This window comes from Hyphomicrobium sp. CS1BSMeth3, assembly GCF_900117415.1.
Taxonomy (GTDB): Bacteria; Pseudomonadota; Alphaproteobacteria; order Rhizobiales; family Hyphomicrobiaceae.
This window is the reverse complement of sequence record NZ_FPEI01000005.1, coordinates 1,091,855-1,117,109: the sequence shown is the minus strand read 5'-3', so window position 1 is coordinate 1,117,109 and position 25,255 is coordinate 1,091,855. Positions and strand designations below refer to the sequence as shown.

The 25,255-nt window shown below is 59.1% G+C and carries 21 protein-coding genes and 1 pseudogene; 15 read left to right on the top strand and 7 right to left on the bottom strand.

What is annotated here, in order from left to right; translation table 11 throughout:
- Positions 1-12: 12 nt before the first annotated feature.
- The 4 genes from CS1BSM3_RS14300 to CS1BSM3_RS14285 all read right to left on the bottom strand — a co-directional run bounded on the left by CS1BSM3_RS14300 (position 13) and on the right by CS1BSM3_RS14285 (position 5,103).
- Positions 13-975 (bottom strand): hypothetical protein, encoded by a 963-nt coding sequence (locus CS1BSM3_RS14300; RefSeq protein ID WP_072387719.1) that lies wholly within the window; start codon positions 973-975, stop codon positions 13-15.
- Positions 956-2,686 (bottom strand): hypothetical protein, encoded by a 1,731-nt coding sequence (locus CS1BSM3_RS14295; RefSeq protein WP_072387718.1) that lies wholly within the window; start codon positions 2,684-2,686, stop codon positions 956-958. Before CS1BSM3_RS14295 ends, CS1BSM3_RS14300 begins: the two co-directional genes overlap by 20 nt.
- On the bottom strand, positions 2,683-3,630 hold the full coding sequence (locus CS1BSM3_RS14290) for an SIR2 family protein (protein ID WP_072387716.1): 948 nt from the start codon (positions 3,628-3,630) through the stop codon (positions 2,683-2,685). The genes CS1BSM3_RS14295 and CS1BSM3_RS14290 overlap by 4 nt, the downstream gene beginning before the upstream one ends.
- A gap of 699 nt (positions 3,631-4,329) precedes the next feature.
- The gene (locus CS1BSM3_RS14285) at positions 4,330-5,103 is read right to left on the bottom strand and encodes an IclR family transcriptional regulator (protein WP_072387715.1); all 774 of its coding nucleotides are present in this window, start codon (positions 5,101-5,103) and stop codon (positions 4,330-4,332) included.
- A gap of 134 nt (positions 5,104-5,237) precedes the next feature.
- On the opposite strand from CS1BSM3_RS14285, the gene CS1BSM3_RS14280 reads away from it, so the two are divergent.
- From CS1BSM3_RS14280 to CS1BSM3_RS14205, 15 genes and pseudogenes are all read left to right on the top strand, one after another.
- Positions 5,238-7,154, top strand: coding sequence for a flavin-containing monooxygenase (locus tag CS1BSM3_RS14280; RefSeq protein WP_072388241.1), 1,917 nt, complete (start codon positions 5,238-5,240; stop codon positions 7,152-7,154).
- Between the two features lie 34 nt (positions 7,155-7,188).
- Entirely contained in the window at positions 7,189-8,967 is a 1,779-nt protein-coding gene (locus tag CS1BSM3_RS14275) for an AMP-binding protein (protein ID WP_072387713.1), read from the top strand.
- 40 nt (positions 8,968-9,007) lie between these two features.
- The gene (locus tag CS1BSM3_RS14270; RefSeq protein WP_174263684.1) at positions 9,008-9,862 is read left to right on the top strand and encodes an ABC transporter ATP-binding protein; all 855 of its coding nucleotides are present in this window, start codon (positions 9,008-9,010) and stop codon (positions 9,860-9,862) included.
- Positions 9,859-10,692 (top strand): ABC transporter permease, encoded by an 834-nt coding sequence (locus CS1BSM3_RS14265; protein ID WP_083528582.1) that lies wholly within the window; start codon positions 9,859-9,861, stop codon positions 10,690-10,692. Before CS1BSM3_RS14270 ends, CS1BSM3_RS14265 begins: the two co-directional genes overlap by 4 nt.
- 53 nt (positions 10,693-10,745) lie before the next feature.
- On the top strand, positions 10,746-11,837 hold the full coding sequence (locus CS1BSM3_RS14260) for an ABC transporter substrate-binding protein (RefSeq protein WP_083528581.1): 1,092 nt from the start codon (positions 10,746-10,748) through the stop codon (positions 11,835-11,837).
- Positions 11,838-11,874: 37 nt separating this feature from the next.
- On the top strand, positions 11,875-12,657 hold the full coding sequence (locus tag CS1BSM3_RS14255; RefSeq protein ID WP_072387710.1) for an aspartate/glutamate racemase family protein: 783 nt from the start codon (positions 11,875-11,877) through the stop codon (positions 12,655-12,657).
- Between the two features lie 80 nt (positions 12,658-12,737).
- Positions 12,738-14,189, top strand: coding sequence for an MmgE/PrpD family protein (locus CS1BSM3_RS14250; protein WP_072387708.1), 1,452 nt, complete (start codon positions 12,738-12,740; stop codon positions 14,187-14,189).
- 115 nt (positions 14,190-14,304) lie between these two features.
- On the top strand, positions 14,305-15,288 hold the full coding sequence (locus CS1BSM3_RS14245) for an amidohydrolase family protein (RefSeq protein WP_244540504.1): 984 nt from the start codon (positions 14,305-14,307) through the stop codon (positions 15,286-15,288).
- Between the two features lie 44 nt (positions 15,289-15,332).
- On the top strand, positions 15,333-16,517 hold the full coding sequence (locus tag CS1BSM3_RS14240) for a thiolase family protein (RefSeq protein WP_072387704.1): 1,185 nt from the start codon (positions 15,333-15,335) through the stop codon (positions 16,515-16,517).
- 310 nt (positions 16,518-16,827) lie between these two features.
- A pseudogene (locus CS1BSM3_RS28605) lies at positions 16,828-16,935 on the top strand (hypothetical protein); the annotation flags it as partial.
- 592 nt (positions 16,936-17,527) lie between these two features.
- Entirely contained in the window at positions 17,528-18,022 is a 495-nt protein-coding gene (locus tag CS1BSM3_RS14225) for a TRAP transporter small permease (RefSeq protein WP_072387700.1), read from the top strand.
- Positions 18,019-19,329 carry a TRAP transporter large permease gene (locus tag CS1BSM3_RS14220; protein ID WP_072387698.1) on the top strand — a complete coding sequence of 437 codons (1,311 nt, stop codon included), beginning with the start codon at positions 18,019-18,021 and terminating at the stop codon, positions 19,327-19,329. Before CS1BSM3_RS14225 ends, CS1BSM3_RS14220 begins: the two co-directional genes overlap by 4 nt.
- Positions 19,330-19,354: 25 nt before the next feature.
- Positions 19,355-20,479 carry a C4-dicarboxylate TRAP transporter substrate-binding protein gene (locus tag CS1BSM3_RS14215; RefSeq protein WP_072387696.1) on the top strand — a complete coding sequence of 375 codons (1,125 nt, stop codon included), beginning with the start codon at positions 19,355-19,357 and terminating at the stop codon, positions 20,477-20,479.
- Positions 20,480-20,514: 35 nt separating this feature from the next.
- Positions 20,515-21,276: an enoyl-CoA hydratase/isomerase family protein gene (locus CS1BSM3_RS14210; protein ID WP_072387694.1), complete on the top strand. Its 762-nt coding sequence runs from the start codon at positions 20,515-20,517 to the stop codon at positions 21,274-21,276.
- A 45-nt stretch (positions 21,277-21,321) separates the two neighbouring features.
- Positions 21,322-22,464 (top strand): acyl-CoA dehydrogenase family protein, encoded by a 1,143-nt coding sequence (locus CS1BSM3_RS14205; protein WP_072387692.1) that lies wholly within the window; start codon positions 21,322-21,324, stop codon positions 22,462-22,464.
- Positions 22,465-22,494: 30 nt separating this feature from the next.
- Here CS1BSM3_RS14205 and CS1BSM3_RS14200 read toward each other — a convergent pair whose 3' ends face one another.
- From CS1BSM3_RS14200 to CS1BSM3_RS14190, 3 genes are read right to left on the bottom strand one after another with little or no spacing between them, the layout of a single operon-like run.
- A complete protein-coding gene (locus CS1BSM3_RS14200; protein WP_072387691.1) occupies positions 22,495-23,121 on the bottom strand; it encodes a 3-hydroxyacyl-CoA dehydrogenase family protein in 627 nt (208 codons plus the stop codon).
- A gap of 1 nt (position 23,122) precedes the next feature.
- Positions 23,123-24,004 (bottom strand): 3-hydroxyacyl-CoA dehydrogenase family protein, encoded by an 882-nt coding sequence (locus tag CS1BSM3_RS14195; protein ID WP_072387690.1) that lies wholly within the window; start codon positions 24,002-24,004, stop codon positions 23,123-23,125.
- Entirely contained in the window at positions 24,001-25,167 is a 1,167-nt protein-coding gene (locus tag CS1BSM3_RS14190) for an acyl-CoA dehydrogenase family protein (RefSeq protein WP_072387689.1), read from the bottom strand. The genes CS1BSM3_RS14195 and CS1BSM3_RS14190 overlap by 4 nt, the downstream gene beginning before the upstream one ends.
- Positions 25,168-25,255: the final 88 nt, after the last annotated feature.

Here is a 25,255-nt window from a genome sequence, read left to right as displayed (position 1 = left end):
GATGGTTTTGGCTCAGGGTGCGGTGACGTCGGCGCCCCCGAGCCTCTGGAACTTCCGTGTGTCAGCTAGACGCGCATTGTGCCCACGGATGCGCTCCAGAGTTTCGTTGATGGCGTAGAAGCTACGGCCTGGTACGTCGCCGACGATCGCGGACAGGAGGTCCAGCATTCTCTCAGGTGAGGACGAGTATAGGATATCTGGCGCTTTCGAAATTGAGTAGACGCTCGTGTGTCTCCGCGGATCCTCTGGGCGAATGAACGGCACAATCACGTCAGCAGCTTCGGGGAAGGCCGCTCCCGTCGCGCGAAGGATTTGCACAAGCTTGAAAGTTAAAGAAGGGGACTGCAGCTCGACATCGAGCGGCCAGATGCTTTGGAACACCGGTCCCACGGTATGCCGCCACTGCTCAATCTTCTGATCGGCTTCGGCCTTCTCCATCTGCCGAGCGAGGCGATGGGCGACGATGCGCATGCCTCGTGCGCCAGCATGGCGCAAGGAAGCGCGCGCTTCGGTGGCGTTGATGGGATAGTTTGTCTCGCCTGACTGGTTCGCGAGCATCATCGCGACGAGCCAATCGGCAAACGTCTCGATGTCATTTTCCTCCATGTCACTCCTACCGAACAGTTGGAGGAACGGCTCTTTCACGAGCGACACGAGCTCCGGAGAGCCGATGCTCGTGGAATACTTTCGCGACGACCATGCGGCGCGTGCGTCGGGAGAAGACCAGTCGAAGAGGGGGAGGATGTTCTCGGTCGTCCACCTGGGTGCGCGGTCAAAGAGGAACGGTACGTCCGCCGCAAGGCGCACACGTGCCAGGTCCCCAAACTGGCCTTCGGCGCAGATGAGTTTCTCGAATCTGGCCTGCATCTCCTCTGACATCTCCCCGCCGTCGTCGGTCCGCGTCAGCTTCTTGAGAAGTATTTCTGCAAGCCGCCCGCTTGGCGCATTGAGAGCCTCAGTGAACTGATCCGGCATCTTCAACCTCGTTCACGCTTCTGCGTGCGCACACTGCGATTTTGTCCCACAGGGCCCAGAGGAGGGCATCGTCGAGAATGTCGATTGTGCTGCTGAGCCACCAGGACGCTGCCGACGCAATCTCAACAAATGAAGCATCAGGAATACCAAGAAGCAGCCGGGCAATGGCGTCGGCATCCTCAGGTGCTTCAATTTTGCGAGTCGCCCCCAGGAAATTAGTCCAAGCCGACACTGGCCACAGCTCTTGGGTCGCTTGAGCTTCGAGAGCGCGGCGCGCTCGACGAGGATCATTCTCGCAGATCACCGGCCAAGGATCGTTTCCGATACGGTCAGCCTCGGCGGCCTTCTGCGCTGCGGCAACAAGGAGTTCGTCGGGGACATTTTCCAATCCTTTCGCATCACCGGCGACCCAATCAGCGCCTCCACTCCACACATGAAAGCCTGCCTGTTCGGAAGGGCGAGGCTCCCAGTCGGGCCAACGCTTTCTCAGCTCAATCAGCAGTTCTCTGGACGCATCAGTGAGCTCGAGCCCTGCCCGTTCAAGGTCGCCCAGGAGATCGAAGCGACAGCGATCCACGAAGCGAGCGGTGCTGCTGCCCTCCCGAAACGCCTCCGCGGGCGGCCCCTCGGCGACGCGCCTCTCGATGGCCTCTCGTTGCTTGGTGTCTAGATCGGGCCATCGCTGGCGCAGCAGCCGGTGAATCTCTACCGAGGCGCTTGTAAGAAATAGTTCGCTCTGCGGGAGCTCGGCGAGGATCTTCGTCACCGCTGAGGCCGAGACAATTGGGTTCGCGGCGGCAAAGAGTGCCAGACGCCTGCCGAGACGGAACGCGCTTTGTCGCCAGAACTCATAGATACGAAGCGCACGACTTACGTCCTTGCTCGCCAGCCGGCTCCAGATCTCGGCCATGACGCGCACAATCGGCTGAAAACCACCATGATGCGCATTCTGGTGGTGTGCTGCGATGGAAGGTACATCGCTATCGGAGGTGCTGTACCCTCGATCGCTCTCGACGCCCGCGTCAACGGCGTTTGCGAGCGCCGCATTGACGGAAACAGTAAGGTATTCCAGCAACTTCTCGTCGACTTCTGCCTGGGCATCGACCGGCCAAGTGGAGAGGACTTCCTGCTCGTCCAATCCGTCCTCGACCTCAAATTCGATGGACATGAGGTCGGTGGGCGCCTTCGGCGACTTAGGAGGTTCTTGGCGCCACGCGAAGTATCTGCTGATTTTTAGTTTTGGCCTTAGCGCCCGGGCGAGCCTCTCCATGATCTCCGGAGAGCGATCTCCCTTTCTGATGCGCGGCTCGATATCGAACCATTCACTGGTCAACGTGTCGCTTCGCGCGCCGCGCATGTATTGAACGATGAGGCGCCAGGATTGGGCAAGCACCGGCGGCAGCGTATCGGATTGCCGATTCAATCGGGATTCCAATACTTCGGCTGTGTCCGCGTTGAAGAAATGAATACTGGCGGCAACATCGCGCACGCTGTCCGGATCGAAGAAGTTTTTCTCGATCCACGGGGCGAGTTGCGTGTTCGGCTGAAGAAGCTTCACCTCGGAAAGCCATGGAAGCCACGCTATCGAAGGGTTGATCTCCGTGAGCGTCGCCGTGAGGTCGCCTCGCGCCAGCAAGAAACGAAGCTGCTCGCGCTCGAACTCCGACGCATCAACGGGCGTCCGCCTCTTTCCGGGATCTCGGCCAGTCATGCCCCCTCACTTGCCGAAGGTGCAGGCGGCCCTGTCAGAATGGCTTTCACTCGGCGGCGACCGTACTCTGCCGGCTTGAGCGCATAACGCGCCCATTCGTGGAGCGTTGAATATAAGGCATCGTAGTCCGCGAATTCGATCGGCTTGATTCCCTTGGCCTTCCAAATAGAAGCAGACTCGTCTCTCCGCTTATCGATCGCGTAGATATCTTTGAGATCACGGAAGCGATCCCGGTTTGCGTCCAATGTCTCAAGCAGCAGGCGTAGAGCCGCATCCTCGGCCTTGTAGCCGACCAGAACCAGCGTGTTCTGTCGCATCCGATCCTCGATATATCGTGACGCCCAGCCATCGCGAAGATAGGCGTCGCCGAAGTCGGCGCTGGTCAAAACCAGATCCGTGTGGGCAAGGGACAGTTCGCTGTCCGGGAGTCGGCCATGCAGGTGCATGACACCGAAGTCATTGTCACTACCAGGGCTCGGAAGAGCCTTTCCCGCGTGGCTTGGCGCATCGACCAACCCACCATCTCGCGCGGCGCGTTCGAAGAGCGTATCGAAGTTGGTGGTCAATAGCCTCGGCCGACCGTCATGGTCGCGGGACAGCTGTAGCAGAGCGAGATGGTCGGCTGTGTTGACAACCGTTCTGGCTGCTAGGATTTGTGCGGTTGCCGCCCGAACACGCGATGGCGACTTCGGGAACAGTGTTCGCTTCTCTAGGGAGCGCAGTGCGCGGTCGAACTCGTTGCGCTCGTAGGCAATGCGCTCGGCCGGCTCATTCTGATACGACTCGCCGAGCTCAGCGTAAATGCGATCGGTCAGCGTCTGGAACGAGGGCATGTCAGCGAGGCGCATAGATGCGCCGGCCCCGCACAAGAACACTGCATCCCCATCACTAACCGTACGAATGAGGTCGTCGGGAATATCGGAACCGTTCTCTATGAAGCGCATGAGGGACGACCAGAGGAGTGCTCACGGTGCAGGCCGACGGCGAACAAGGGCGGTGAATCGTTGAAAGACGATATGCGCAAGATTAGGGACACAAGGCTTTTCTAGACAAGGGATCGTGCAGCGCAATTCACGGCACAATGGAACTGAACTAGTTTAAGCCTCCTGGGCACCTCAGGGCCTTCGCGGCGGAGTTCCTACAAGGGAACCCGTCTTCTGAGATCGAAAAGCGGCGGTTCATCACATGATCTCAAAGGGTACGCTGCGATCAAGTCGATGGCCAAGCGGCTCGAGGATGGCCGGTTCCGCTGGCCCGCCATCCAGGATGGCGTAATGCGCTTGTCGCCAGGGCGGAGGATGCGAGCGTCGTCGCCCCGGCAGTGAAGCCAGCTCGAAAGATGTCTTCGAGCTAATGCGCTTGCGAACTTCGCGATATCGAGCGCGTACGCGTGTAGTCTACGCACCGATTGATATAACGGTGAAGCTGCCTGCTCCGGAAGAGAGATGCAACCTACTCGCTCCGTCAAGATCGCCTCGATTTGGTTGCGTCACGACAGCTCGCGCTTTGGAAGCGTGATCTCCCCCCATGCACTCACCTCCGTCAATCGCATCGCAGATCCTGAACTGACGAACATCTCGCGTTCGTCTCTACGTACGGACTGGGGCTGGAGGTACTGAGCTGCATGATTGACGCTATTCACATTACGCCGGTGCAGTCTCGAGTTCCAACAACCTCTTACTGATCTGCTGCGCAGCGTCAGCCAGCGAGGTAGCGATTAAAATAGCGCGATCGTCGGACACTTCAGGCGTTAGCGCGACAACGTTAATAAAATGCCTAGCATCAGGTGCATTGTCAAAGATTGGGCAGGCGATCGAAGTAATTCCGCGCCGATAGATACCGGCATCGATCGCCCAGCCGCGACGCTTGGTTTCCTCTAGGCTGGCAAGCCAGTCCTTGAGCTTGGGGCGCGTTTGCCAGCGGATGAACTTGAAACGCTGGCGCAGCTCCTCTTGTGAGAAGCCTCCGAAAGCCGCGGCGCAGCGGCCCGTGGCGCCCGCAAAGAGCTCAACGCGAAATCCGACGGGCGTATCGAGATAGACGTCGTTCGTTGCGGCCGATGCGCCTGCCAGAACAACGACGGCGTCATTGCCGTCGCTCTTGCTCGCGACAAATCGCAATCGATGCGTAGCGGCAAGATGTTCCAGATGAGGCTGCGCGAGCGCAGTGAAGACATCCTTCTGCGCATGACGCCGCGCCAGTGCGACAACGCCGATGCCAATCTCGTAGCGCTTCGTATTGGCATGAAATTCTACAAGTCCAGTAAGGGCCAGCTCGCGCAGAATATGGAGACAGCTGCTCGGGATGAGGCCCAGCTCGCGTGCGATCTCACTGAGGGCCACCGGACCTTTGGCGCCGGCCAGGAAGAACAAAATGTCTGACGCTTTCTTGACTGCAGGGACTTGCCGAATGCGCATTCACGCTCTCCTGAATATTGTCTATAGACAATAGATAGCTCATATTGACAAAATCGACAAGTCGAGCATCATGCGCGGGAGCCTTGAGCTCCAACCGATAAAGCGCTCGTGGGAAGGAACGCACTGTGAAGGCCATGGCTCTATCCATTGGGGCGCTGAGGACAGCGCTTGAGCACGGGTCCATCCCTGCGCTGCTCATGTGCCTGGTCCAGCTGACGCGCGATCTTAAATGGCTATCGCCTCGGTACGCGCCCAAGCGTGACATCCGGTTGTTTGCCGACGACAGCGGTGGCCTCAGTGACGAGGTTCAAGCTGAGGTGCGCGCCGCGATGATCGACCTGATCGAGGACCTCCGCGTAGGTCGGCGTATTGTCGACGGAACGATCGACGCAGAGCTGTTTGGGCGCATGCTTTCGATCTGCGTGGGCGAAAACGTGCCCCGCGAGTACGTTCCGATGATCATTGAGCAGTTCGCCCTGCAGACGCCTGATGCGTCGGTCAAGCGCGTTGATCCTGCCAAGGTCGACCATCATCTGGTTGTCATTGTCGGAGCGGGTCTATCCGGAATCTGCGCGGCCATCGCTCTTTCGCGGCTCGGCATCCCATATCGCCTGTTCGAGAAGAACGCGGACGTTGGCGGCACCTGGTTCGAAAACGTCTATCCCGAGGCCGGTGTCGATACGCCGAACCACTTCTACTCCTACGACTTTGCGCCCAACTACAAATGGGCGCACTACTTCTCGAAGCGCAACGAGGTGCTCGACTATATCCATGATACGGCCGACAGGTTCGCGATACGCGCCTCGTGCGAGCTGGAGAAAACCGTTTCCGCAATGGAGTGGGATGAAGCGACTGCGAAGTGGCACGTCGAGGTGGAATGCAAGGATGGTACGCGAGAGACAGTTCGCGCGAACGCGGTCATCGCGGCCGTTGGACAGCTCAATCAGCCAAAAGTACCCAAGATCCCCGGTCTTGAGACATTTCCGGGGCCGTGCTTTCACACTGCGCGGTGGCGAACGGATGTCGATCTTACCGGCAAGCGCGTGGGCATCGTCGGAACTGGCGCTAGCGCCATGCAACTCTTGCGAACTGTTGCCCGCCAAGCGAAAAATGTGACGATCTTCCAGCGATCACCTCAGTGGGTCCGCCCGACAGCCGACTACCATCGCCGGGTCAATCCAGGCACGATCTGGCTCTTCGAGAACGTACCTTACTATTACCAATGGTACCGTTTCGGACTGTTCTGGCGCTTCGCGGACGGCCTTCTGCCGTCCCTCTATCGCGATCCCGACTGGCCGGAGCCCATGCGGTCGGTCAACAGGTCGAACGACCGCCACCGTCAGCAGATGACCGAGTACCTTCTGAACGAACTCGAGGGACGCCCGGATCTCATCGCGAAGTCGCTGCCGGACTACCCGCCGTATGGGAAGCGCATACTGGTCGACAACGACTGGTACAAATCTCTCCGCCGCGACAATGTCGAACTGATCGACACATCCCTCAAGGCCATCGAGGAGTCTGATGTCATCGATGATTCCGGCGGGCGACACACGCTCGATGTGCTCGTGCTCGCAACGGGCTTCGAAGCGCAGCGGCTGCTCAGCCCAATGGAAATCAGGGGACGCCACGGCTCGACGATCCGTGACGTGTGGGGCGAAGACAATCCGACCGCATATCTTGGAATGACCGTGCCCGGCTTTCCAAACTTCTTCTGTCTCTACGGACCGAACACGAATCTGGGCCACGGCGGAAGCGCCATATTCCAGGCGGAGTGTCAGGCTCGTTACATCGCGTCCTGTCTTGTCGAAATGATCGACGGCGACATCGACGGCATCGACGTTCGGGACGAGGTTCATGCCGATTACAACCGACGCTTAGACGCCGAGCACGACAAGCTCGTCTGGACGCACCCCGGCATGCGCAACTGGTACCGCAACAGCGCAGGCCGTGTGTTCTCCGTGATGCCGTGGCGTCATGTCGACTACTGGCACATGACGCGGACCCCCGATCTTCTCGAATATCACCTGCGAACCAGCAAGGGCTGGACCTGATGCTGATTTGGTTGGCCAACACGAGGCAACAAGCGTGAAGCTCAGCTATCCCAATTTCTCACCGCGTTTCGCCGAGGCCGATTGGACTGTGCCGAGGCTCCTCGAACGGCAGGCCGCGCGCATACCGGAGCGGCCATTCCTGCAATGGACGGACGACGAGGCGCCGCTGTCGTTCGCTGAAGTCAATCGCAGGGCAAACCGACTGGCTCATGGGTTGAGCAGGGCTGGAGTGGCCAAGGGTGATCGCGTCGTACTGCTCCTGCCGAACTCGCTCGAGTATGTTCTGCTGTGGTTTGCGGCGAACAAAATCGGCGCCGTCGAGGTCGCCATCAACCCGTCGTATCGCGATCGATTCCTGCGGCATCAGCTTGAGACGAGCGGCGGGAACACGATCGTCGTCACCCACGACATGCTTGAGGAGATCGAGGCGGATCTCGGTGAATATCAAACGCTGAAGCGCTTGATCGTGATCGGCGCACCGGGAGCCAGGAGCAAACGGTCGCTGCAGCAGGGTGCCGAGGTCTTTGCTTTTGAGCAGATCGAGGTCGACGACGAACGCAATCCTGAATGCGAGATTCTACCGCAAGATACCGCCGCCATTCTCTTCACGTCGGGAACCACTGGCCCCTCGAAGGGCGTGCTCATGACGCACGCGCAGCTCTATCTCTTCGGAGAGCTCAGCGCGCAGCTCGTTCGAATGACCGAGGACGACGTCTATCTTACCAGCTTTCCATTCTATCATGCCAATGCCCAGTTCCTCACGATTTATCCCTCGCTCATCTACGGCATTCGCTGCGTTCTCTATGAGAAGTTCTCGGCCGGCCAGTGGCTGCAGCGTCTGATCAATACCGGTGCGACGATCGTAAACTCGGTTGGCGTGACATTGCCCTTCGTCATGGCGCAACCGCCAAGCCCTCGGGACAAAGCGCACCGGCTGCGCTGCATTTTTGCCGCGCCCACACCTCACGACATGCTCGCAGCCTTTCGCGAACGCTTTGGCGAGATCGAGATTGTTGAAGGTTACGGGCAGACGGAGATCTGCCTCCCTCTGCTGTCGCCCTATGGGATCAAGCGTCCAAAGGGTGCCTGCGGTGTGGCTGTGCAGCAGTGGTTCGATCTCCAGATCGTCGATCCTGCAACGGACGCGCCGGTAGCGAATGGCGAAGTTGGAGAACTCGTCGTCCGTGCGCGAACTCCTTGGACGTTGAATCAAGGGTACGTGAGCATGCCGGAGCGCAGCCTGGAAGCCTTCCGGAACTTTTGGTTTCACACCGGAGACGGCTTCCGAAAGGATGATTCGGGGTGGTTCTACTTCTCGGATCGCATCAAAGACGCAATCCGCCGTCGCGGCGAAAACATCTCCTCGTTCGAGATCGAAGAGCCGATCCGAGAGCACCCCGCGGTCGAAGATGTGGCGATCGTCGGCGTCCCGTCCGACTTCGAAGGGGGAGAGGACGAAGTCAAAGCGTGCATCGTCTTGCGGCCCGGCAGTTCGTTTTCTCCGCAAGCCTTCGTCGAATGGTGCCGTAGCCACCTGCCGCGATTTGCCGTCCCGCGTTACGTGCAGCTCTACAGTGATTTTCCGAGAACGCCTTCACAGCGCGTGCAGAAGCATCTGCTAAGGCGTCGCACCGACCGTACCGACGAGTGGGATGCTCAGACCCAGGCATTTGGCCATTCGCGCACAAGCGCAACCAATACAGCTTCGGCTTCCGCAAATGCATCCAGTTCAAGAGATGAGTTCGGCACTTCCTCCGCCGCATCGTTACTGTCGGTCGGACCGGCAAGCGCTAGTCGTAAGCCGCCCTGCTGAGGAGATGATGCGCGACGGCCCTGGACTTTCGGAGAGTATCATGAACACGAGCAACGCGCCGGTCACCACAATAGACGGAGGCACCCACGCGCAGTTCGCGACCGGAATGCGGTGTGCATCGGCTCTGACGATCCAGGGGGCCTGCAAGACATACAAGCGGCCGAACGGGCCACAGTTCCTCGCGCTCACACCTGTTGACGCGGAGGTTCGCGAAGGTGAGTTCGTCAGTCTGGTCGGTCCGAGCGGCTGCGGAAAGACGACGCTTCTAAAGATGTGTAGCGGCCTCATGTCGCTCTCCGGCGGCAAGATCGTGCACGGCCGAACGGGGCAGAAGGTGCAGCCGGGAAGCTACGGATTTGTGTTCCAGGTTCCGGCTCTGCTGCCATGGTTGACCGTCTTCAACAATGTTCTGCTGCCGGCGCGTATTCTCGGACTGCCAATCAAGGAGGCGAAGGATCGAGCTGCATTGCTGCTCGATATGGTCGGGTTGGGCAATGCGCATCAAAAGCGCCCCAGCGAGTTGTCCGGTGGCATGCAGCAGCGCGTCTCGCTTGCGCGGGCCCTTCTGCACGATCCCGATCTTCTCTTCATGGATGAGCCCTTCGGTGCCCTTGATGCCATGACGCGCGCTGACCTCAATATGGAGCTTCAGCGACTTCACATGTCGCAGGGGAAGACAGTGCTCTTCGTCACGCACGACATCGAAGAGGCCACGCTGCTGTCGGATCGCATCCTCGTCATGTCGGCCAATCCGGGGCGGATAGTGGCCGATATCCCAGTCAAGCTGCCACGCCCGAGAGGGCTGGCTGCGAAGAAGGATCCGCAATTCTACGCCGTGGTCGAGCGCATCCATCAGCTGCTCGACAAAAGGACGGTCGGGAGGCTAGTGCCATGACAACAGTATCCGTCGATGAGAAGTCGTTGCCGGCTGCGGACAAGAACCATAGCGGCCTTGCGTTCCGGATCGAGCCCGTTGTTTCAGTGGCCTTGGCAGCCGCGCTCGTTGGCTTCCTGGAGTACGCCACGCGCGCCGGCTGGATCAGCGATATTGTCCTACCGCGACCGAGCCGTGTGGCTTGGGTGCTTGTTGACGGCTTCTCCACCGGGTTCTTTCAGCAACACATCATCTCGACCTTGAGCTCGCTCGCTCTCGGCTTCGTCTGTGCATTCCTTGCTGCCGTTGTTGTGGCAAGCGTTCTGACGAGTAGCCAGTTCCTGGAGCGCGTGTTTCTGCCGTTCATCGTGGCGTTCCAGAGCCTGCCAAAAGTGGCCATCGCGCCGCTTATCGTGTTGTGGCTCGGCTTCGGTGATCTCTCGAAGGTCACGATCGTCGCAATCGTCTGCTTCTTTCCGATCATGGTGAATACCATGCAGGGGCTTCGTGTCCGCGACCGGGATCACTACGATCTCTTCCGCTCGCTCGGCGCCAAGCCGCACCAGATGTTCTTTCGCATGCGGCTCCCTCATGCCGTGCCTTTCATATCCGCCGGCGCCCAGATCGGCGTGATCTTCGCACTCATTGGCGCGGTGGTAGCCGAGTTTCTTGGAGCGAACAGCGGGCTTGGCTTTGCTCTTATACAGGCTAAGGCGCAATTCGACGTTCCCGGTGTCTATGCCTGCCTCGTGCTTCTCATGGCAGTCGGCCTGCTTCTGCATTTCATCACGTCGCTGGTGGAGCGGAGAATCTCGTTCTGGCTGCACGACCAATCCCGCATCCAGATCTAAATCAAGGCATCGGGATCAGACCCAGACTTCAGAAAAAACATCAGGAGGAAACAATGAAAATATCTACCAACCCGCTATGCGCATTGTTAGTGGGCACGGCCCTGCTTCTGACGAGCGCGGACGCCTTCTCTCAAGCAACCTCGCCGGAAAAATCACTGACCATAGGGTATCCGACGGCAACGATGCCTGCATCGACCGCCTACTACAGCTCGGTCCCGCTCAAGCTTTTCGTTGACCCGGACAAGCTGAATGTCCGCGTCGTACGCATGCAGGGCGCGAGTGTCGTTGTGCAGGCGCTCGAGACAGGCAAGATCGACGTTGCGATGCCCGCCACGGCCGCAACACTCGCGTATCTCGACAAGGTACCGAATGCGGACATCGTCGGTTTCTACACCTTCATCAACGGATTTCAGAGCTTCCCTGCGGTCAAGCCCGAGAGCCGAATCAAGACGCTGCGCGAGCTCGAAGGCATGACGATCGGAGTTCAGGGCCTGGAGAACTCGCAGGTACCGCTTACGCGGGCGCTCGTGGGTATGACCGGTGGCGACGGTTCAAAAGTCAACTTCGTCGCGGTTGGTGACGGTCCAGAGGCGGCCTACGCGCTGAAGTCGGGACGCGTGGAGGTTCTGGCATTGTTTGATGGACTCTACGGACAGGTCGAGGCCGCGGGCGTTCCTATTCGCTTCCTTACGAGCCCGGAGGTATCTCGCGAGCGCGTCGGCCTTACCGGGGCTGTGATCACAAAAAAAACGCTGTTTGCGCAAAAGCGCGAGCTTTTCGTTCATCTGTCCAGCGCGTTCGCAAAGGCCACCCTCTTCACGCTTGAAAATCCGGAGGCCGCCATTCGCATTCACTGGGAGATGTTTCCGGAGACGCGCCAGCGCGGCGTATCTGAAGAAGAGGCCCTGCGGACGGCAGCCGCCAGCCTGAAGGCGCGCCTATTGAATGTCTACGACGTCGATGGTCAGTTCGGCCTTTCCACGGAGCAACAGATCAAGGGCTATATCGATCTTCTGCGCCGAGGCGGCGTGGTCAAAGGATCGTCTGAGGAGGTGACATTCTGGGATCCAAGTGTGCTCAAGGAAGCAAACAGCTTCGATCGTGAGCAGATCCGGCAGATGGCGCGGAACTGGGGCAAGAAGTGACCGCTCAATCGAGAGCAACGAGTCTGGGAGATTATAGATGAAGCTCTGGTATCAGGTCGTTTCCTCGGAAACAAAGATGAGTCACATGATCAAGGCGATCCAATCGCTTTGTGACAGAGCAGTCGAGCCCGGCACTACCGTCGAGGTGCGTGGAACGACACATGGGGCGCTCGGGGATCAGTATCGCCTGTTCTGGCACTACGATGTCAGGGAGGTGCTCGACAATGCGCTGAAGATCCGCAAGTCCGGCGGCTACGATGCGTTCCTCGTGGGCAATTCCCTGGATCCTGGCATTGTGGAACTGCGGGAACTTCTCGATATCCCCGTGCTTACCTTCATGGAGGTAGGATGCCACGTCGCGTGCATGATGGGCGAACGCTTCGGTCTGATCTCCCTCAATGAGCGGATGATCCCGCGCTATCGCGAGATCGTCGTCGGCTATGGCCTGCGGCACAGGCTGGCGGCCATCGAGGCCGTCGAGGTGAACAACATCAGGTCTCTTGATGCGATTTTCGCCGACAGAGATGCCGGCGCGCAGTTGGTTGAGGAGACGCTCAGGGCATCTCGCCGCGCGATCGCCCAGGGATCGGAAGTCATCATCGCCACCGGCCCGCTGACAGCCCTGCTCGGCCAGCATGGCGTCAACGAGATCGATGGAGTGCCGCTGCTGGACGTGCAGTCCTATCTGGCGAAGATGGGTGAGGTCATGGTGAAGATGAAGAAGCTGACGGGCGTGCATGTGAGCAGACGGATGCTCTACGAAGCGCCATCAGAGGCAATGTTCAAGGAAGTGGCGAAGGTACGCGGCATCCCGACGTGAGGATCGTGTGAGAAGCACCGTGCTCCTGGCTGGAAATTGGTCCCGCCCAGGGGCGCGGTCTGAACAGGCAGCGGACTGCGATGGGCATCTCCGACGGACTGATCGAGTTTGCGCTCGCGACAACTTACGCCGATGTGGCCCCGCCGATGCGGGAGCGCGCCCGATCGGCGCTTCTCGATACGTTAGGAACCATGATCGCGGGCCGGCACGACCCCGATGTCTTGCGGGCTTCGAGCCTGGTTGCCGACTGGTCCACCAAAGCGGACGCCCGCCTCGTCACCACGGGCCGCAAGACGGCCTTACCTTTTGCCGCACAGATCAACGCCATTGCAGCGCGCGCACTCGATCTCGATGATGTGCACGAAGACAACACCTGCCACGTCAGCGCGAGTCTCGTTCCTTCAGCACTGGCCATCGCCGAGGCGCGGGCGCCGGTGTCCGGCAAGGCATTGCTGACTGCGCTCGCCGTCGGCATGGAAATTGTGTGTCGCCTCTCGGCAGCGCCACGCATTTCCTACGGACAGACCGGAAGCTCCCGCACCTACCAGTGCCCGTACTATGCGACAGCTCTTATGGCAGCGAAGCTGTTCGGGCTTTCGCGAGACGAGGCGCGGCATGCCCTCGGCATCGCTCACGCGCGCGCTGGCGGCAATCAGCACGGCCTGGTTGCGGGTGCCTCGACGGTCAAGATCATGCAGGGAATTGCCGCCGAGGGCGGGATAATTGCCGCGCTTATGGCTGGGGCCGGATTGTCCGGGGCGCCAGATACTTTCGAAGGAAAATTCGGCTACTTCGAGTTCTTTCATCGAGGCCAATACGAGCCTTCCGCGCTCGAAGACGCCCTCGGCGAGATCTGGCAGGCGTTGGATGCCAGCATCAAGCCGCTCTATCCCTGCTGCCGCTTCACGCATGGATTTGCCGAGGCGCTATCGGACTGCTTGGGGCGGAACACTGTCGGTTCGGCCGAGATCGCCGGAATTCGCGCAACGGTCGACAATGAAGACATCCATGCGCTGATCACGCTGCCTCATGATCGCAAGCGCAGGCCTCGGGCGTCCGCCGATGCCCAATACAGCCTTCCTTTCATCCTTGCTTCCGTGGCGGTTTCCAGAAAGCTCGATCAGGACACCATCGACGCGGCGAATTTCGACGCACCAGAGATCCTTTCCATGATCGATCGAGTGGAGGTGATCCTTGAGCCTCGGATGCCCACGCCGGGAAAGCCTCGCTTTCCGATGCCCGGAAAGGTCGAGATCCTCACCACCGACGGCCGCCGGATTGAGGGGTGTGTGGAATATCCCAAGGGCCATCCCCGCAATCCTCTTACGATGGACGAAGTCACCGCCAAGTTCCGGGCGTGCGCCGAGCCACAGATCGGACGAGAGTCTTGCGACCGAATCGTCGCGTTCGTCGGCGCACTGGAGCATCAGAACGACGTCAGTGAGCTCATGGAGCTGTCGTGTCCGATATCCGCGTCCGAAGTCGAGTTTCGCACCGGTTCGGCGGTATTCCGCGGCACTACGCCGGCATGAACTTAAACTGAGCGTGCCGCGCGGGGATTTCACGATGAACAGTGATGCCTACATCGTCCAGCTCGACAGGGACTTCTCGACGGGAGATCTCGCATGGCTGGCCAAGCACACAGAGGTGGCCATTGATCCCGAGCTGCCGGTTGTCGATACGCATCACCATATCTGGACGAACCCTTTGACGTCGTATCGCGCGGACGATGTCGTCGCAGATGCCAACGCCGGGCACCGCATCGTTGCGACCGTGTTCGTCGATTCGGGTGTCGGCTACCGGACTAGCGGCCCCAGGCAGTTGAGGCCGGTCGGCGAAACGGAGTTTGCTGCATCCGTCGCCGAGAATCACCACGCCTCGAGCCATGGTGGATTGCAGTTGTGTGCTGCTATCGTGTCGCATGCCAATCTTGCGAACGGCGCTGCTGTCGAGGAGGTCCTTCTCGCTCACATTGCGGCAGGTGGCGGGCGCTTTCGCGGCATTCGACATCTGCTTGCCTGTGACCCACACGTGCAGGTCCGTGTCGGGTCACTCGCCGTTCCTGGTGACCAGTTCCAGAACCCCGCCTTTCGCGAGGGCTTTGCCCGTCTCGGGAAGCTGCGGCTAAGCTTCGATGCATGGGTTCTCCATTCGCAGCTGCCGGCGTTTACCGAGTTCGCCCGATCCTTTCCCGACACGAGCATTGTCTTGAACCACTGCGGTTGTCCATTGGGCGTAGGCCCTTACGCCGGCAAACGCGACGAAGTCTTCAAGATCTGGCGTGAGGGCATTCGGGCAGTAGCCGCGGAGGCGAATGTCACAGTGAAGCTCGGTGGCTTAGGCATGCATCTGCTAGGCTTCGACTTCGACAAACGCGCCGATCCCCCATCATCCGATACCCTTGCCTCGGCATGGCGCCCTTACGTCGATACATGCATTGAAGCGTTTGGAACTCAGCGGGCGATGTTCGAGAGCAATTTTCCGGTCGATCGAAGGTCCTGCAGCTATACGGTGCTTTGGAACGCGTTCAAGAAACTGACCACCGGAGCGTCCGCTGACGAGCGCGTGGACCTCTTCAGCGCCACGGCCTGCCGGATATATGACCTCACACCGGCCTGGTCCCAATCGTGACTTCTTGATCGGTGGTAGACCCTCGAAATCGAGAGCAATGTGCAATGACCGAGCATGCCGTCATCATTGATGCCATCAGAACGCCCATGGGACGCGGCAAATCCGGCGGCGCCTTGTCGTCCGTCCATGCCGTCGAATTGCTTGCGGGGCTTCTATCGAAGATCGTGCGCCGAAACTCGCTCGATCCCGGCATCGTCGATGACGTGATCGTTGGCTGCGTCAGCCAAGCGAGCGAGCAATCGGCCACGCCGGGCCGAATGGCGCTGCTCGCTGCCGACTTTCCAGTCCATGTTCCTTCAACAACGATCGATCGCAAATGCGGATCTAGCCAGCAGGCGATCCATTTTGCAGCCCAGGCAATTATGGCGGGCGTGCAAGAGGTGGTTATCGCCGGCGGTGTGGAATCGATGAGCCGCGTGCCCATGGGCAGCGCCCGCATGGGCGGGGATCCGTTTGGCCCGTCTGTAACGGCTCGATTCGCTCCCGGCTTGGTGCCGCAGGGAGTTTCGGCTGAACTTGTCGCTAGCCGATGGGGCATCAGCCGGGCAGAGCTCGATAATTATGCGCTGCGTTCACACAGACTTGCAGCCAACGCGCGCGATCTTGGCCAATTCGACAACGAGATTGCTTCTGTCACGACGCCCGACGGAACGATCGTGGCGGACGAGACTATCCGCTCGGCGACATCTGCCGAGGGCCTGGCCGAACTGAAAGCGTCCTTCCGAAATGACGCCATGACCGCGCGCTTTCCGGAGATCGACTGGTGCGTGACTGCAGGAAACTCATCTCAAATCACAGACGGCGCCTCTGTATTGCTCGTCACTAGTGAGCGCGCTGCCGCCAGACTCGGTCTGCGGCCGCGTGCCCGATTTGTCGCGTTTGACGTCTGCGGTGACGACCCGCTTCTGATGCTGACGGCACCGATTCCGGCGACTCGCCGCGTGTTAGCACGAAGCGGCCTTGCGGTAGATAAAATCGCCCACTTTGAGGTCAACGAGGCATTTGCCTGCGTCCCACTGGCTTGGCAGAAAGAGATTGGTGTGGATACAGAGCGCCTCAATCCGCGCGGCGGTGCAATCGCACTCGGCCATCCATTGGGTGCATCGGGTGCTCGGCTCATGACGACCATGCTCAACGCTCTCGAGCAGACCGGAGGTCGTTATGGTCTCATGACCATGTGCGAGGCGGGTGGGATGGCCAACGCAACAATCATAGAGCGGCTCCACTAACCTTGGCCCGTCATCATCGCCGGTCTCGCCCACCAGTGACCCGGCGTCGCCGTGCTGATAAGCGTCAGCTGACAGCTGCGGTGACGCGGACTTGCTCAATGCCGCATCGCCATGCCGGTTACTGTCCCTACTCACGTGCGTAAGGACGCCAAGGCACATGAGCTCAGAGGTGATCGCGGTTGTGGCGCGGCGGTGGCTTCGGCCGCCAGAGGCGAAGGTGAAAATTCTCGACTAGTTGCTGCGACCGGACGCGTCGGTTGCTGCGATCTGCGACCGTGCACAAGGTCAACAGATTGAGCACCGCCAAGGAGAGGCGCTGGAGCGGATCGGCGCGCTGTTCGACGTCGAGCACGCCATCGCCGGCAAGCCGCCGGACGAGCGCCGCGCGGTGAGGATCACCCAGGCCAAACCCAGGCTCGACAGGCTGGCGGACTGTTTCGAGGCACGGCTGAAGCTGATCCCCAGCAAGACGCCTGCCTTGATCAACTTACGAACCTGATGATGGCTGACCCCGAGCTTCGCGGCCGCGTCGCGCATCGTCAACCATTCACCGTTCTTCTTGGCGGAGCGATAGCCGTGGATGCCGTTGACCCGCCGCACCGACCCGACACGGTGCCGACAGGTCATCAGCCAATCCTGCGGGATCGGGAAGGACGTTGCCGGTATCGGATATGCTCATGGCGTCGAGCCTCTGCCGGCGCGCCTCGACACGCCGAAGCGCCTTCTCCCAAGCCTTTTCCAGTTGCGCTGCGATGAGTCGATTGGCAGCGGCTCGCCAAAGCAGCTTGCAAGGGCTGATCGTCAAGGCCTTCTTGTCCCCCCGCAAGACACGCCCTGCATCAAACTGTCGTTGGGCAAGACACATTCAAGGCCTGTCCCAATACGCGAGCGTAGGTCAAGCGCGAACTTCTTCTATTGCTCCGAAGTGGCACAAACCTTGCCATGCAGGGCGATAACGGACGATCGGCCTCGATCAACTGGCCGACAAACACGAGGGAGCGAAGCGATAGATGGAACTCGGCCTTCAGCAAATCAGCCGACTGTTGTTGTTCATCGCAGGGCTCGCGTGTGTCGCCATGCTGGCTCTCATAAACTTCGACGTCCTGTTGAAGTACACTGCGAACCAACCGATACCCGGCACGTTAGAGTGCGTCGCATTCTACTTCATGCCGCTTATCGTATTCTGCTCTTTTGCACATGTGCAGCAGCACCGCCACAATATCGAAATCAGCCTCTTTACCGATCTCTTACCGCGGAGAATTGCGGCAATTATCGAGAACGCTGCTCGCGTGCTGTCTCTCGCTTATCTAGCCGTGTTTGCGTGGGCCGCCTCCTTGTCAGCCATGCACGCGACTTCGGTAGGCGAAACGACAGGAATTGTGCACTACGAGTTGCCGGTGTGGCCATCGCGATGGTGTGTGCCTCTAGCGATCGCAGTGACGTTCCTCTGGATCCTCTATCAGCTTGGAAAAGAATTGTCTCAAACTCGTGGTGTCGGCAAATGACACCGCTTGCCATTGGCTTTTGGGGCCTCGGTGGCCTTATCGTCCTCATTGCTATGCGTGTCCCAGTGGGGGTTGCGCTCGGCTCTGTTGCGCTCCTGGGAATTGCAGCAATTCGCGGGCCATACGCCGCGATTAGTGCAGTGGGCAATCTTCCATATGAGTTCGTCGCACATTGGTCGCTCTCAGCGGTTCCGATGTTTCTTCTTATGGGTTCGATTGCCTATCACACTGGGCTGACAGGATCTCTCTATGACGCGGCGCGCGTCTGGTTAAGTCGGCTTCCTGGCGGCCTCGCGGTCGCAACCAATTTCGCGAGCGCGGCTTTCGCATGTGTTTCGGGATCGAGCATGGCGACGGCAGCCGCGATGGGTAGGTTGGCGATCCCTGAAATGCTAAAGTCCCGATATGATCCAGGCCTGGCCACGGCCGTGGTTGCTGTGAGTGGCACGCTGGGGTCACTAATTCCACCCAGCATTCTTATGGTCATCTACGGTATCTTTACGGAGCAGCCCATCAACCGCCTGCTTATCGCAGGTATCTTGCCGGGCGTACTAACTGCAGTAGTTTACGCTGCTGTTATCATTGGTCGATGCATCCACAATCCGTCATTGGCACCCGCAATTGATGAGAAAGTGGATTGGCGCCTACGGCTGGCTGCCCTGAAGAGTGTCTGGCCGACGCCTGTGCTGGTGATATTTATTGTTGGCAGCCTGTACTCGGGTCTGGCCACCGCGACCGAAGCGGCTGCAATCGGTGCTTTTGCTGCTTGCGTGATTGCGTTCGCGCAAGGGCGCCTGACGTGGACGAACTTCAAGGACAGCATAAAGGAGACAGCGACGAGCACTGGCACCATTTTCTTTGTGGCTATCGGTGCGATTCTCCTGACCCGTTTTCTTGCGCTGAGTGGCGTCCCAAAGTACTTGGCCGATGCTATCGTGGCCTGGGGCTTAAACGAGACAACCGTTCTTATTGGCGCTTCGCTGCTCTACCTCTTCCTCGGAATGTTTCTCGATCCGCTTGGGCTGATGCTGGTCACGCTGCCAGTGCTGCTGCCGTTGTTCAAATCTTTGAACATGGATCTGATCTGGATCGGCGTCCTGGTCATCAAGTATCTCGAAATAGGGCTGCTAACGCCGCCCGTCGGATTGAATGCGTACGTCGTCAGCGGAGTCGTCGGAGACAAAGTACCTCTGATGACAATTTTCAGAGGCCTGCTCTGGTTCATCGCAGCAGAAGTATTCATCGTCGTCATATTGATCAAGTATCCGCAAATCAGTCTCTTTTTGCCTGACCTCATGGTCCCCTAACAAAGTAGCTGGAGGAAACCCTAAGATGGCTCAGAATTTGAAACTACCGATCACCCTCTCGATCGCGGCAGCGCTCCTATCGGGTCTCGCTTCGGTCGATGCTGGTGCCCAGTCAAACTTGGCATATACGAACTACTTACCGCCAAGTCATGCGACGAACCGCTATGCCTTGCAGCCGATGTTCGCGGCCCTGGAGCAGGAAACGAAGGGTAGCCTCAAGATCACCCTGCATCCTGGCGGCGCTTTGGTGGCCGGCAAAGGCACCCTCTCGGCTGTTCGCGATGGATTGGCAGACGGGGGCTTCATTGTCTCCCTCTATGCGCAGAATGAGATCCCACTGAATACCGCTCTCTCTGACCTTGCATTCCTTGCTCGCGATCCCCTTTCCGTAATGGGTGCCATTAACGAGACTGTCTTGTTGCGCTGCCCGGATTGTCTGGCTGAGTACAAGAAATACAAGATCATGTATTTCGGCGCTTACTCCACAACGCCGTATAAGTTGATGTGCCGAAAGCCGGTGCCGTCCCTTGCCGACGTAAAGTCTCTCAAGCTGCGTGCCCCGGGCAATGTCTATGGCCGATGGGCGATACGTATGGGCGGCGTCCCAGTCAACATCGAGAATGCGGAAGCGTACGAGGCCCTCCAACGAGGCCAGATCGATTGCGTTCTCGGTGCGCTCTCATGGCTCGAGACGCTTTCGCTTTGGGATACTGCCAAGTACGTCGTCGATGTCCCTCAGGGTGCGTACTTCGGAGGTGCGTTTCTCAACTTGAACAGCGATAGCTGGACGCGACTTTCCGCGGCTGACAAGGGCACGTTCCTTAAGCTTATGCCGACCTACCTGGCGAAGCTTGCCGTAGGCTACGTTACGGACGACGCTGATGTACTCGGGCGTTCCAAGGCCAAGGGCGTAACGCTGTCGACGCCCGACAAGGCTTTTGTCGATCTCCTCGCGGCGCATAAAGCCGATGAGATCAAAGAAGCCACGGCAATGGCTAAGCGGAGGGGAGCTAAGAATCCCGAGGCTGCTATCCAGGCTTTCCTTGATGCTCTCAAGAAGTGGGAGGGTATCGTCGACGAAATCGGCGCGGACGAAAAGAAGTTCGAAGCCGCGCTTCGTCGTGAGATATACGACAAGACCAAGTTCTGAGCTCGAAGCACGTACAGCAAATAGGTCAGCATCCGATGGGCGATGTACTTCTGGAGATTCGGCATGGCGTAGCGGAGATCGCGCTTAACCGCCCCGAGAAACTCAATGCGCTTTCCTCATCGATGCGCAAACTGCTTGGCCAATGTATCGAGACCGTTGCTGCCGATCCAGCCGTGCGCCTTGTTCTGTTGCGGGGTGAAGGTCGGGCATTCTGCTCAGGAGCCGATCTCGACACGATCCCGGAAAGCCCTCTCGCTTGGCGGGATCGCGTCCTCCTGGCACAACGACAGCATACGGCTTTGATGCGCATGGGTAAGGTAGTTGTCGCCGCAGTCCAAGGCGCCGCCTTCGGTGGCGGCGCCTCCCTCGCTCTAGCGGCCGATATCCTCGTGCTATCGGAAAATGCGCGTTTGGGGTTCCCGTTTGTAAAGCTCGGTGTGATCCCGGACGGAGGGGCCACATTTCTACTGCAGGCTAAGGTAGGGCCAGCGATCGCACAGGATCTCCTTTTAAGCGGTGGATCTCTCGATGCCAACGAAGCACGGTCGCTGGGGCTCACACGTCGCGTAGTTCCAGAAGATCAGTTGCTTCAAACAAGCCGAGAGCTGGCGCTCTCGTTGAGTGAACTCCCATCAGAGGCTCTGATGCTGACCAAAGCTGTGTGTCATCAATGCTGGGCGACAAATATGGAGGCAGCGTTTGCACACGAGGCAGACGCTTTCGGCCTGGTAACGGCAACGGACGGGCACAAAATAGCCATTGAAAGAGTTCGATCGAAGGTGCCCGGGCAAAAGTGAGAAGCTTTGCCCGACTATCTCAGGTCCAGAAGAGGTCACCCACAAATGAACTTCGAGCCGTCCGAAGAACAGAAACTTCTACGACACTCAGTTGCCGCTTTCATCAAGCAACATTGCTCTCGAACTGAGGTGCGCCGATGGGATGAGGAGGGCACTTTCCCGGAGGAACTGTACGCAGCCATGGTTGATGCTGGATACATCGCTATGGTAGTGCCCGAGGCATACGGGGGCGTCGGCGCGCGCATCTCCGATATAGCCATCGTACTGGAAGAGATTGCGCGCCCAAGTGTCGATTTTGCGACGCGCCTCGCACTCATCAGTTGGGGCTCTATGATCTTATCGGAATTCGCAAGCGATGAGATGAAGGGCGAGATTCTACCCCGAGTCCTAAAAGGAACCGTCAAACTGTCTTTCAGCCTGACTGAGCCAGGATCGGGCTCAGATGCCGCATCGCTTCAGACCCGCGCAGCAAAGCTAAACGGTGATTGGGTGTTAAATGGCCAGAAGCTTTATGCGAGTGGCGCGCATGCCAAGGACAATATGATCATTGTGGCCGCGCGCACTGGAACTGACGGGCCCAAACACGCCGGCATCTCCCTTTTCCTGGTCCCCAATGGAACTCCAGGCGTGACCGTGCGACGCTTGAACATTATCGGCCGGCGTATACTCGGTCTGTGCGAGGTCTATTTTGATGATGTGCGTATTCCCAATGCTGGCTTAGTTGGCAACGTGAATGAGGGCTGGCAGTACATCGTTCGCCATCTTGAGCGTGAGCGCATCATGCTCGCTGCCAACTACCTAGGCAGCGCCTCGAGTGCCGTTGAAGACGCCACCGCCTATGCTCGCGAGCGAGCTCAGTTCGGCAGACCAATCAGTAAGTTTCAGGCGATCGCCCATATGCTGGCGGACATGGCCACAGATCTCGAAGCTGGTCGATGGATGACGGCGTTGGCCGCGTGGCGCTACGACGCACGTCTGCCGTGCGTGCGCGAGGCCTGCATGGCAAAGCTGTTCGTTTCCGAGATGCTCAACCGAGTAACGACGCAAGGCATGCAGATTCTCGGAGGCGCGGCCTATACGTATGACCACGATATGCAGCGCTACTGGCGAGACGGCCGCAATGCCACCATAGGCGGCGGGACGTCACAGATTCAGCGGGAACTCATCGCCCGCGAACTGGGGCTCTAGCCCAATTACTACGTCTGCCTGCGCTGTGCGCTACGCACCGTCGCGTTGCTTTGCCACCATCGCGCGGCGCGCCGGAGCGTAAGCCGCAAAGCCCGTGACTGCAAAAAGCGCGGCCGTCACATCGTAGTGATAGGCGAGCCCGCCACGCTCGACGCGTTCGATCGGCCCGTCCGGGTAGCCTAGCCCCAAACGGCAGGTGAGGTCCATGTCCTTGGAGGTGGCCAAGCCTTCATCCAAGAAGCGCAGCGCAGCGTTGTACTTCGGGCGCACGAGTCGATCGATGATGCGGCCTGCTTGATCGGATGCCACCACTACTACAAAGCCTGATGCCTCAAAGACAGCCCTCGCAGCTGCGATGGCGTCGGGCCTAGTGTTGGGTTGGCGGACGAGTTCAACCAATTGAGTTGGCGCATCACCACCATTCCGATAGCGCGCGAACCCTAGCACATTGGAACCCTCTTCGCCGACGCGCTCACCAGTGTGCACTCCGAGGCACTCCAGGCCGAGCTCTATAAGAATGGCTCCCTTCGTATCGTCCGTCTCAAGCGGCACGCCGAGATAGATAACGACCTCGCCATCACTCGCAGCGGCAGCCAGAAAGGCATCGCCTTGTGGAAACGATCGGCTCTCACCTTGCTGACGGATCGAATAGCGCATCCTAAGCTCCGAACATCTTGCCCGAGTTGTAGGTAAAGAATCCACGACCGGTCTTACGCCCCAAAAGACCTGCTGCCACCATACGCCGAAGCAGCGGCGGTGCTGCGGCTCGCGGATCGAGCGTGATGGGATAGAACGCCTCGCAGAGCCGCACTTGCGTATCGAGGCCTACGAGGTCAACCAGCTCTAGAGGCCCCATTTTATAGCCGAGCCCGGTCTTGATAGCCTTGTCTATGTCTTCGGGCGAGGCCACGCCCGCTTCGACTGCCCGGATGCAGTCGTTGTTGAAGGGCACCAGTAGCGCATTGAGAATGAAGCCGGGTTTGTCCTGCGTCTTAACTGGTAGCTGCCCCGCCTTCTCGCACCACAACCAAGCTGCTTCGAGCGTTGCGGCGGACGTCTTGATACCAGGCGACACCTCAATCAGCTTCATCATCTGAGCCGGCAAACAGAAATGGAGGCCGATAACACGATCGTCACGACCAGATCCGCCGGCGATCTCGGTTATGGACAGGGTCGAGGTGTTTGATGCGAATATCGTACTATCTGGGCATATCGCGTTGAGCTTTTTGAACAACGCACGCTTGACAGAGAGCTCCTCAAATACCGCCTCGATGACGAGGTCGGCAACGCCGAGATCGTCGAGCGCCGTTGTTCGCGACAGTCTGCTCATAGCGGCGTCTTTGTCGGCACCGGTCATCTTGCCGCGCTCGACCGACTTTGTAAGAAAGCCTTCAGTCTGCTTCAGAGTGCGGTCGAGACCCTCAATGGCGACGTCGTGGCAAATGGTCCTGAAGCCAGCGCGCGCGGCAACGATTGCGATGCCTGCGCCCATCGTTCCCCCGGCGCCGCAAACGGCTACAGTCGCGATCGGCTTGCTCATTTCTCTACGAAGCTCCGCCCAATGAGCTGGCGATGCACTTGATTGGTGCCCTCCCAGATCTGCGTAATCTTGGCGTCGCGCATCAGGCGCTCCACGCGATAGTCGCGGATATAGCCGTAGCCGCCATGCATCTGTACCGCCTCCGTCGTCATGCGCATGGCGAGATCGGAAGCTCTTAGCTTCGCGATGGACGCTTCAACGCCGAAATCATCTGATCCTCCGTCGACGAGATCAGCTACATGGTCGAGCCAGGCCTCGCACAGTGCGAGCTCGCTGGCCAAATCAGCCAGCAGGAACTGATTGGCCTGAAACTCCGCGATGCGCCGACCGGATTGCCGACGCGTGTTCATGTATCCCGTCATGTCCTTAAATGCAGCCACGGCGATTCCAAGCGCGTGCGCCGCAATACTTGGTCGCGATCTATTGAGCGAGGCCAACAAGATCGCAAGACCGTCGCCAGGCGCGCCCAGCAAATTTGCACGTGGGACACGTGCGCTATCGAAATTAAGCGGCGTGGTGGCAGAAGCTCGCAGGCCCATCTTGTCCTCCGGACGTCCCGCCGAAAAGCCGATCGTATCCTTCTCAACGATCAACGCCGATATGGCGCGACGCGGGTCATCGATCTCGCTCCACTTGCCGAATACAAGGAGAAGGTCAGCGGCGTTGCCACTAGTGATGAAGATCTTGCCTCCTTCAACCACGATATGGTCGCCGTCCGGTATGAACCGCGTCCTCATCCCTGTCGCATCGGAACCCGCATTAGGCTCGGTGATTGCAAGTGAGCCCAATCCGCCGTCGGCGATCCGTGGCAGCAATCGCTGCTTCTGTTCCTCGGTGCCGAAATCGATGAGTGGCTTCATGCCGTGGAAATTGGTGGCGTAGATGATGCCGCTGGATGCACAAGCCTCAGAGATTATCTTCACCACTGCGAGATAGAGCTTATAGCGCACCGGGTTTCCTCCGTAGGTCTCCGGCACGAATATGCTATTCAACCCTAGTCCATTGAGCGCCTCAACGCTCTTCCATGGAAACTCGCCACTCTTGTCGTAGGCGGCTGCGTTGGGGGCCACCACATCGTTCACCACCGCCTGGACAGCGTCGAGGATCGCCTGCTCCTCAGGCTCCCATGCTCGCTTCCGCTCGAGCTGACTGAATATCTTCACGCTTCTCCCCTCATTCTTACGCAAAGCTCGCGATTGGGCAATCCAAGCCGACGCAGACCCGCTCGCTCACATATGGCCAACAAGAGAG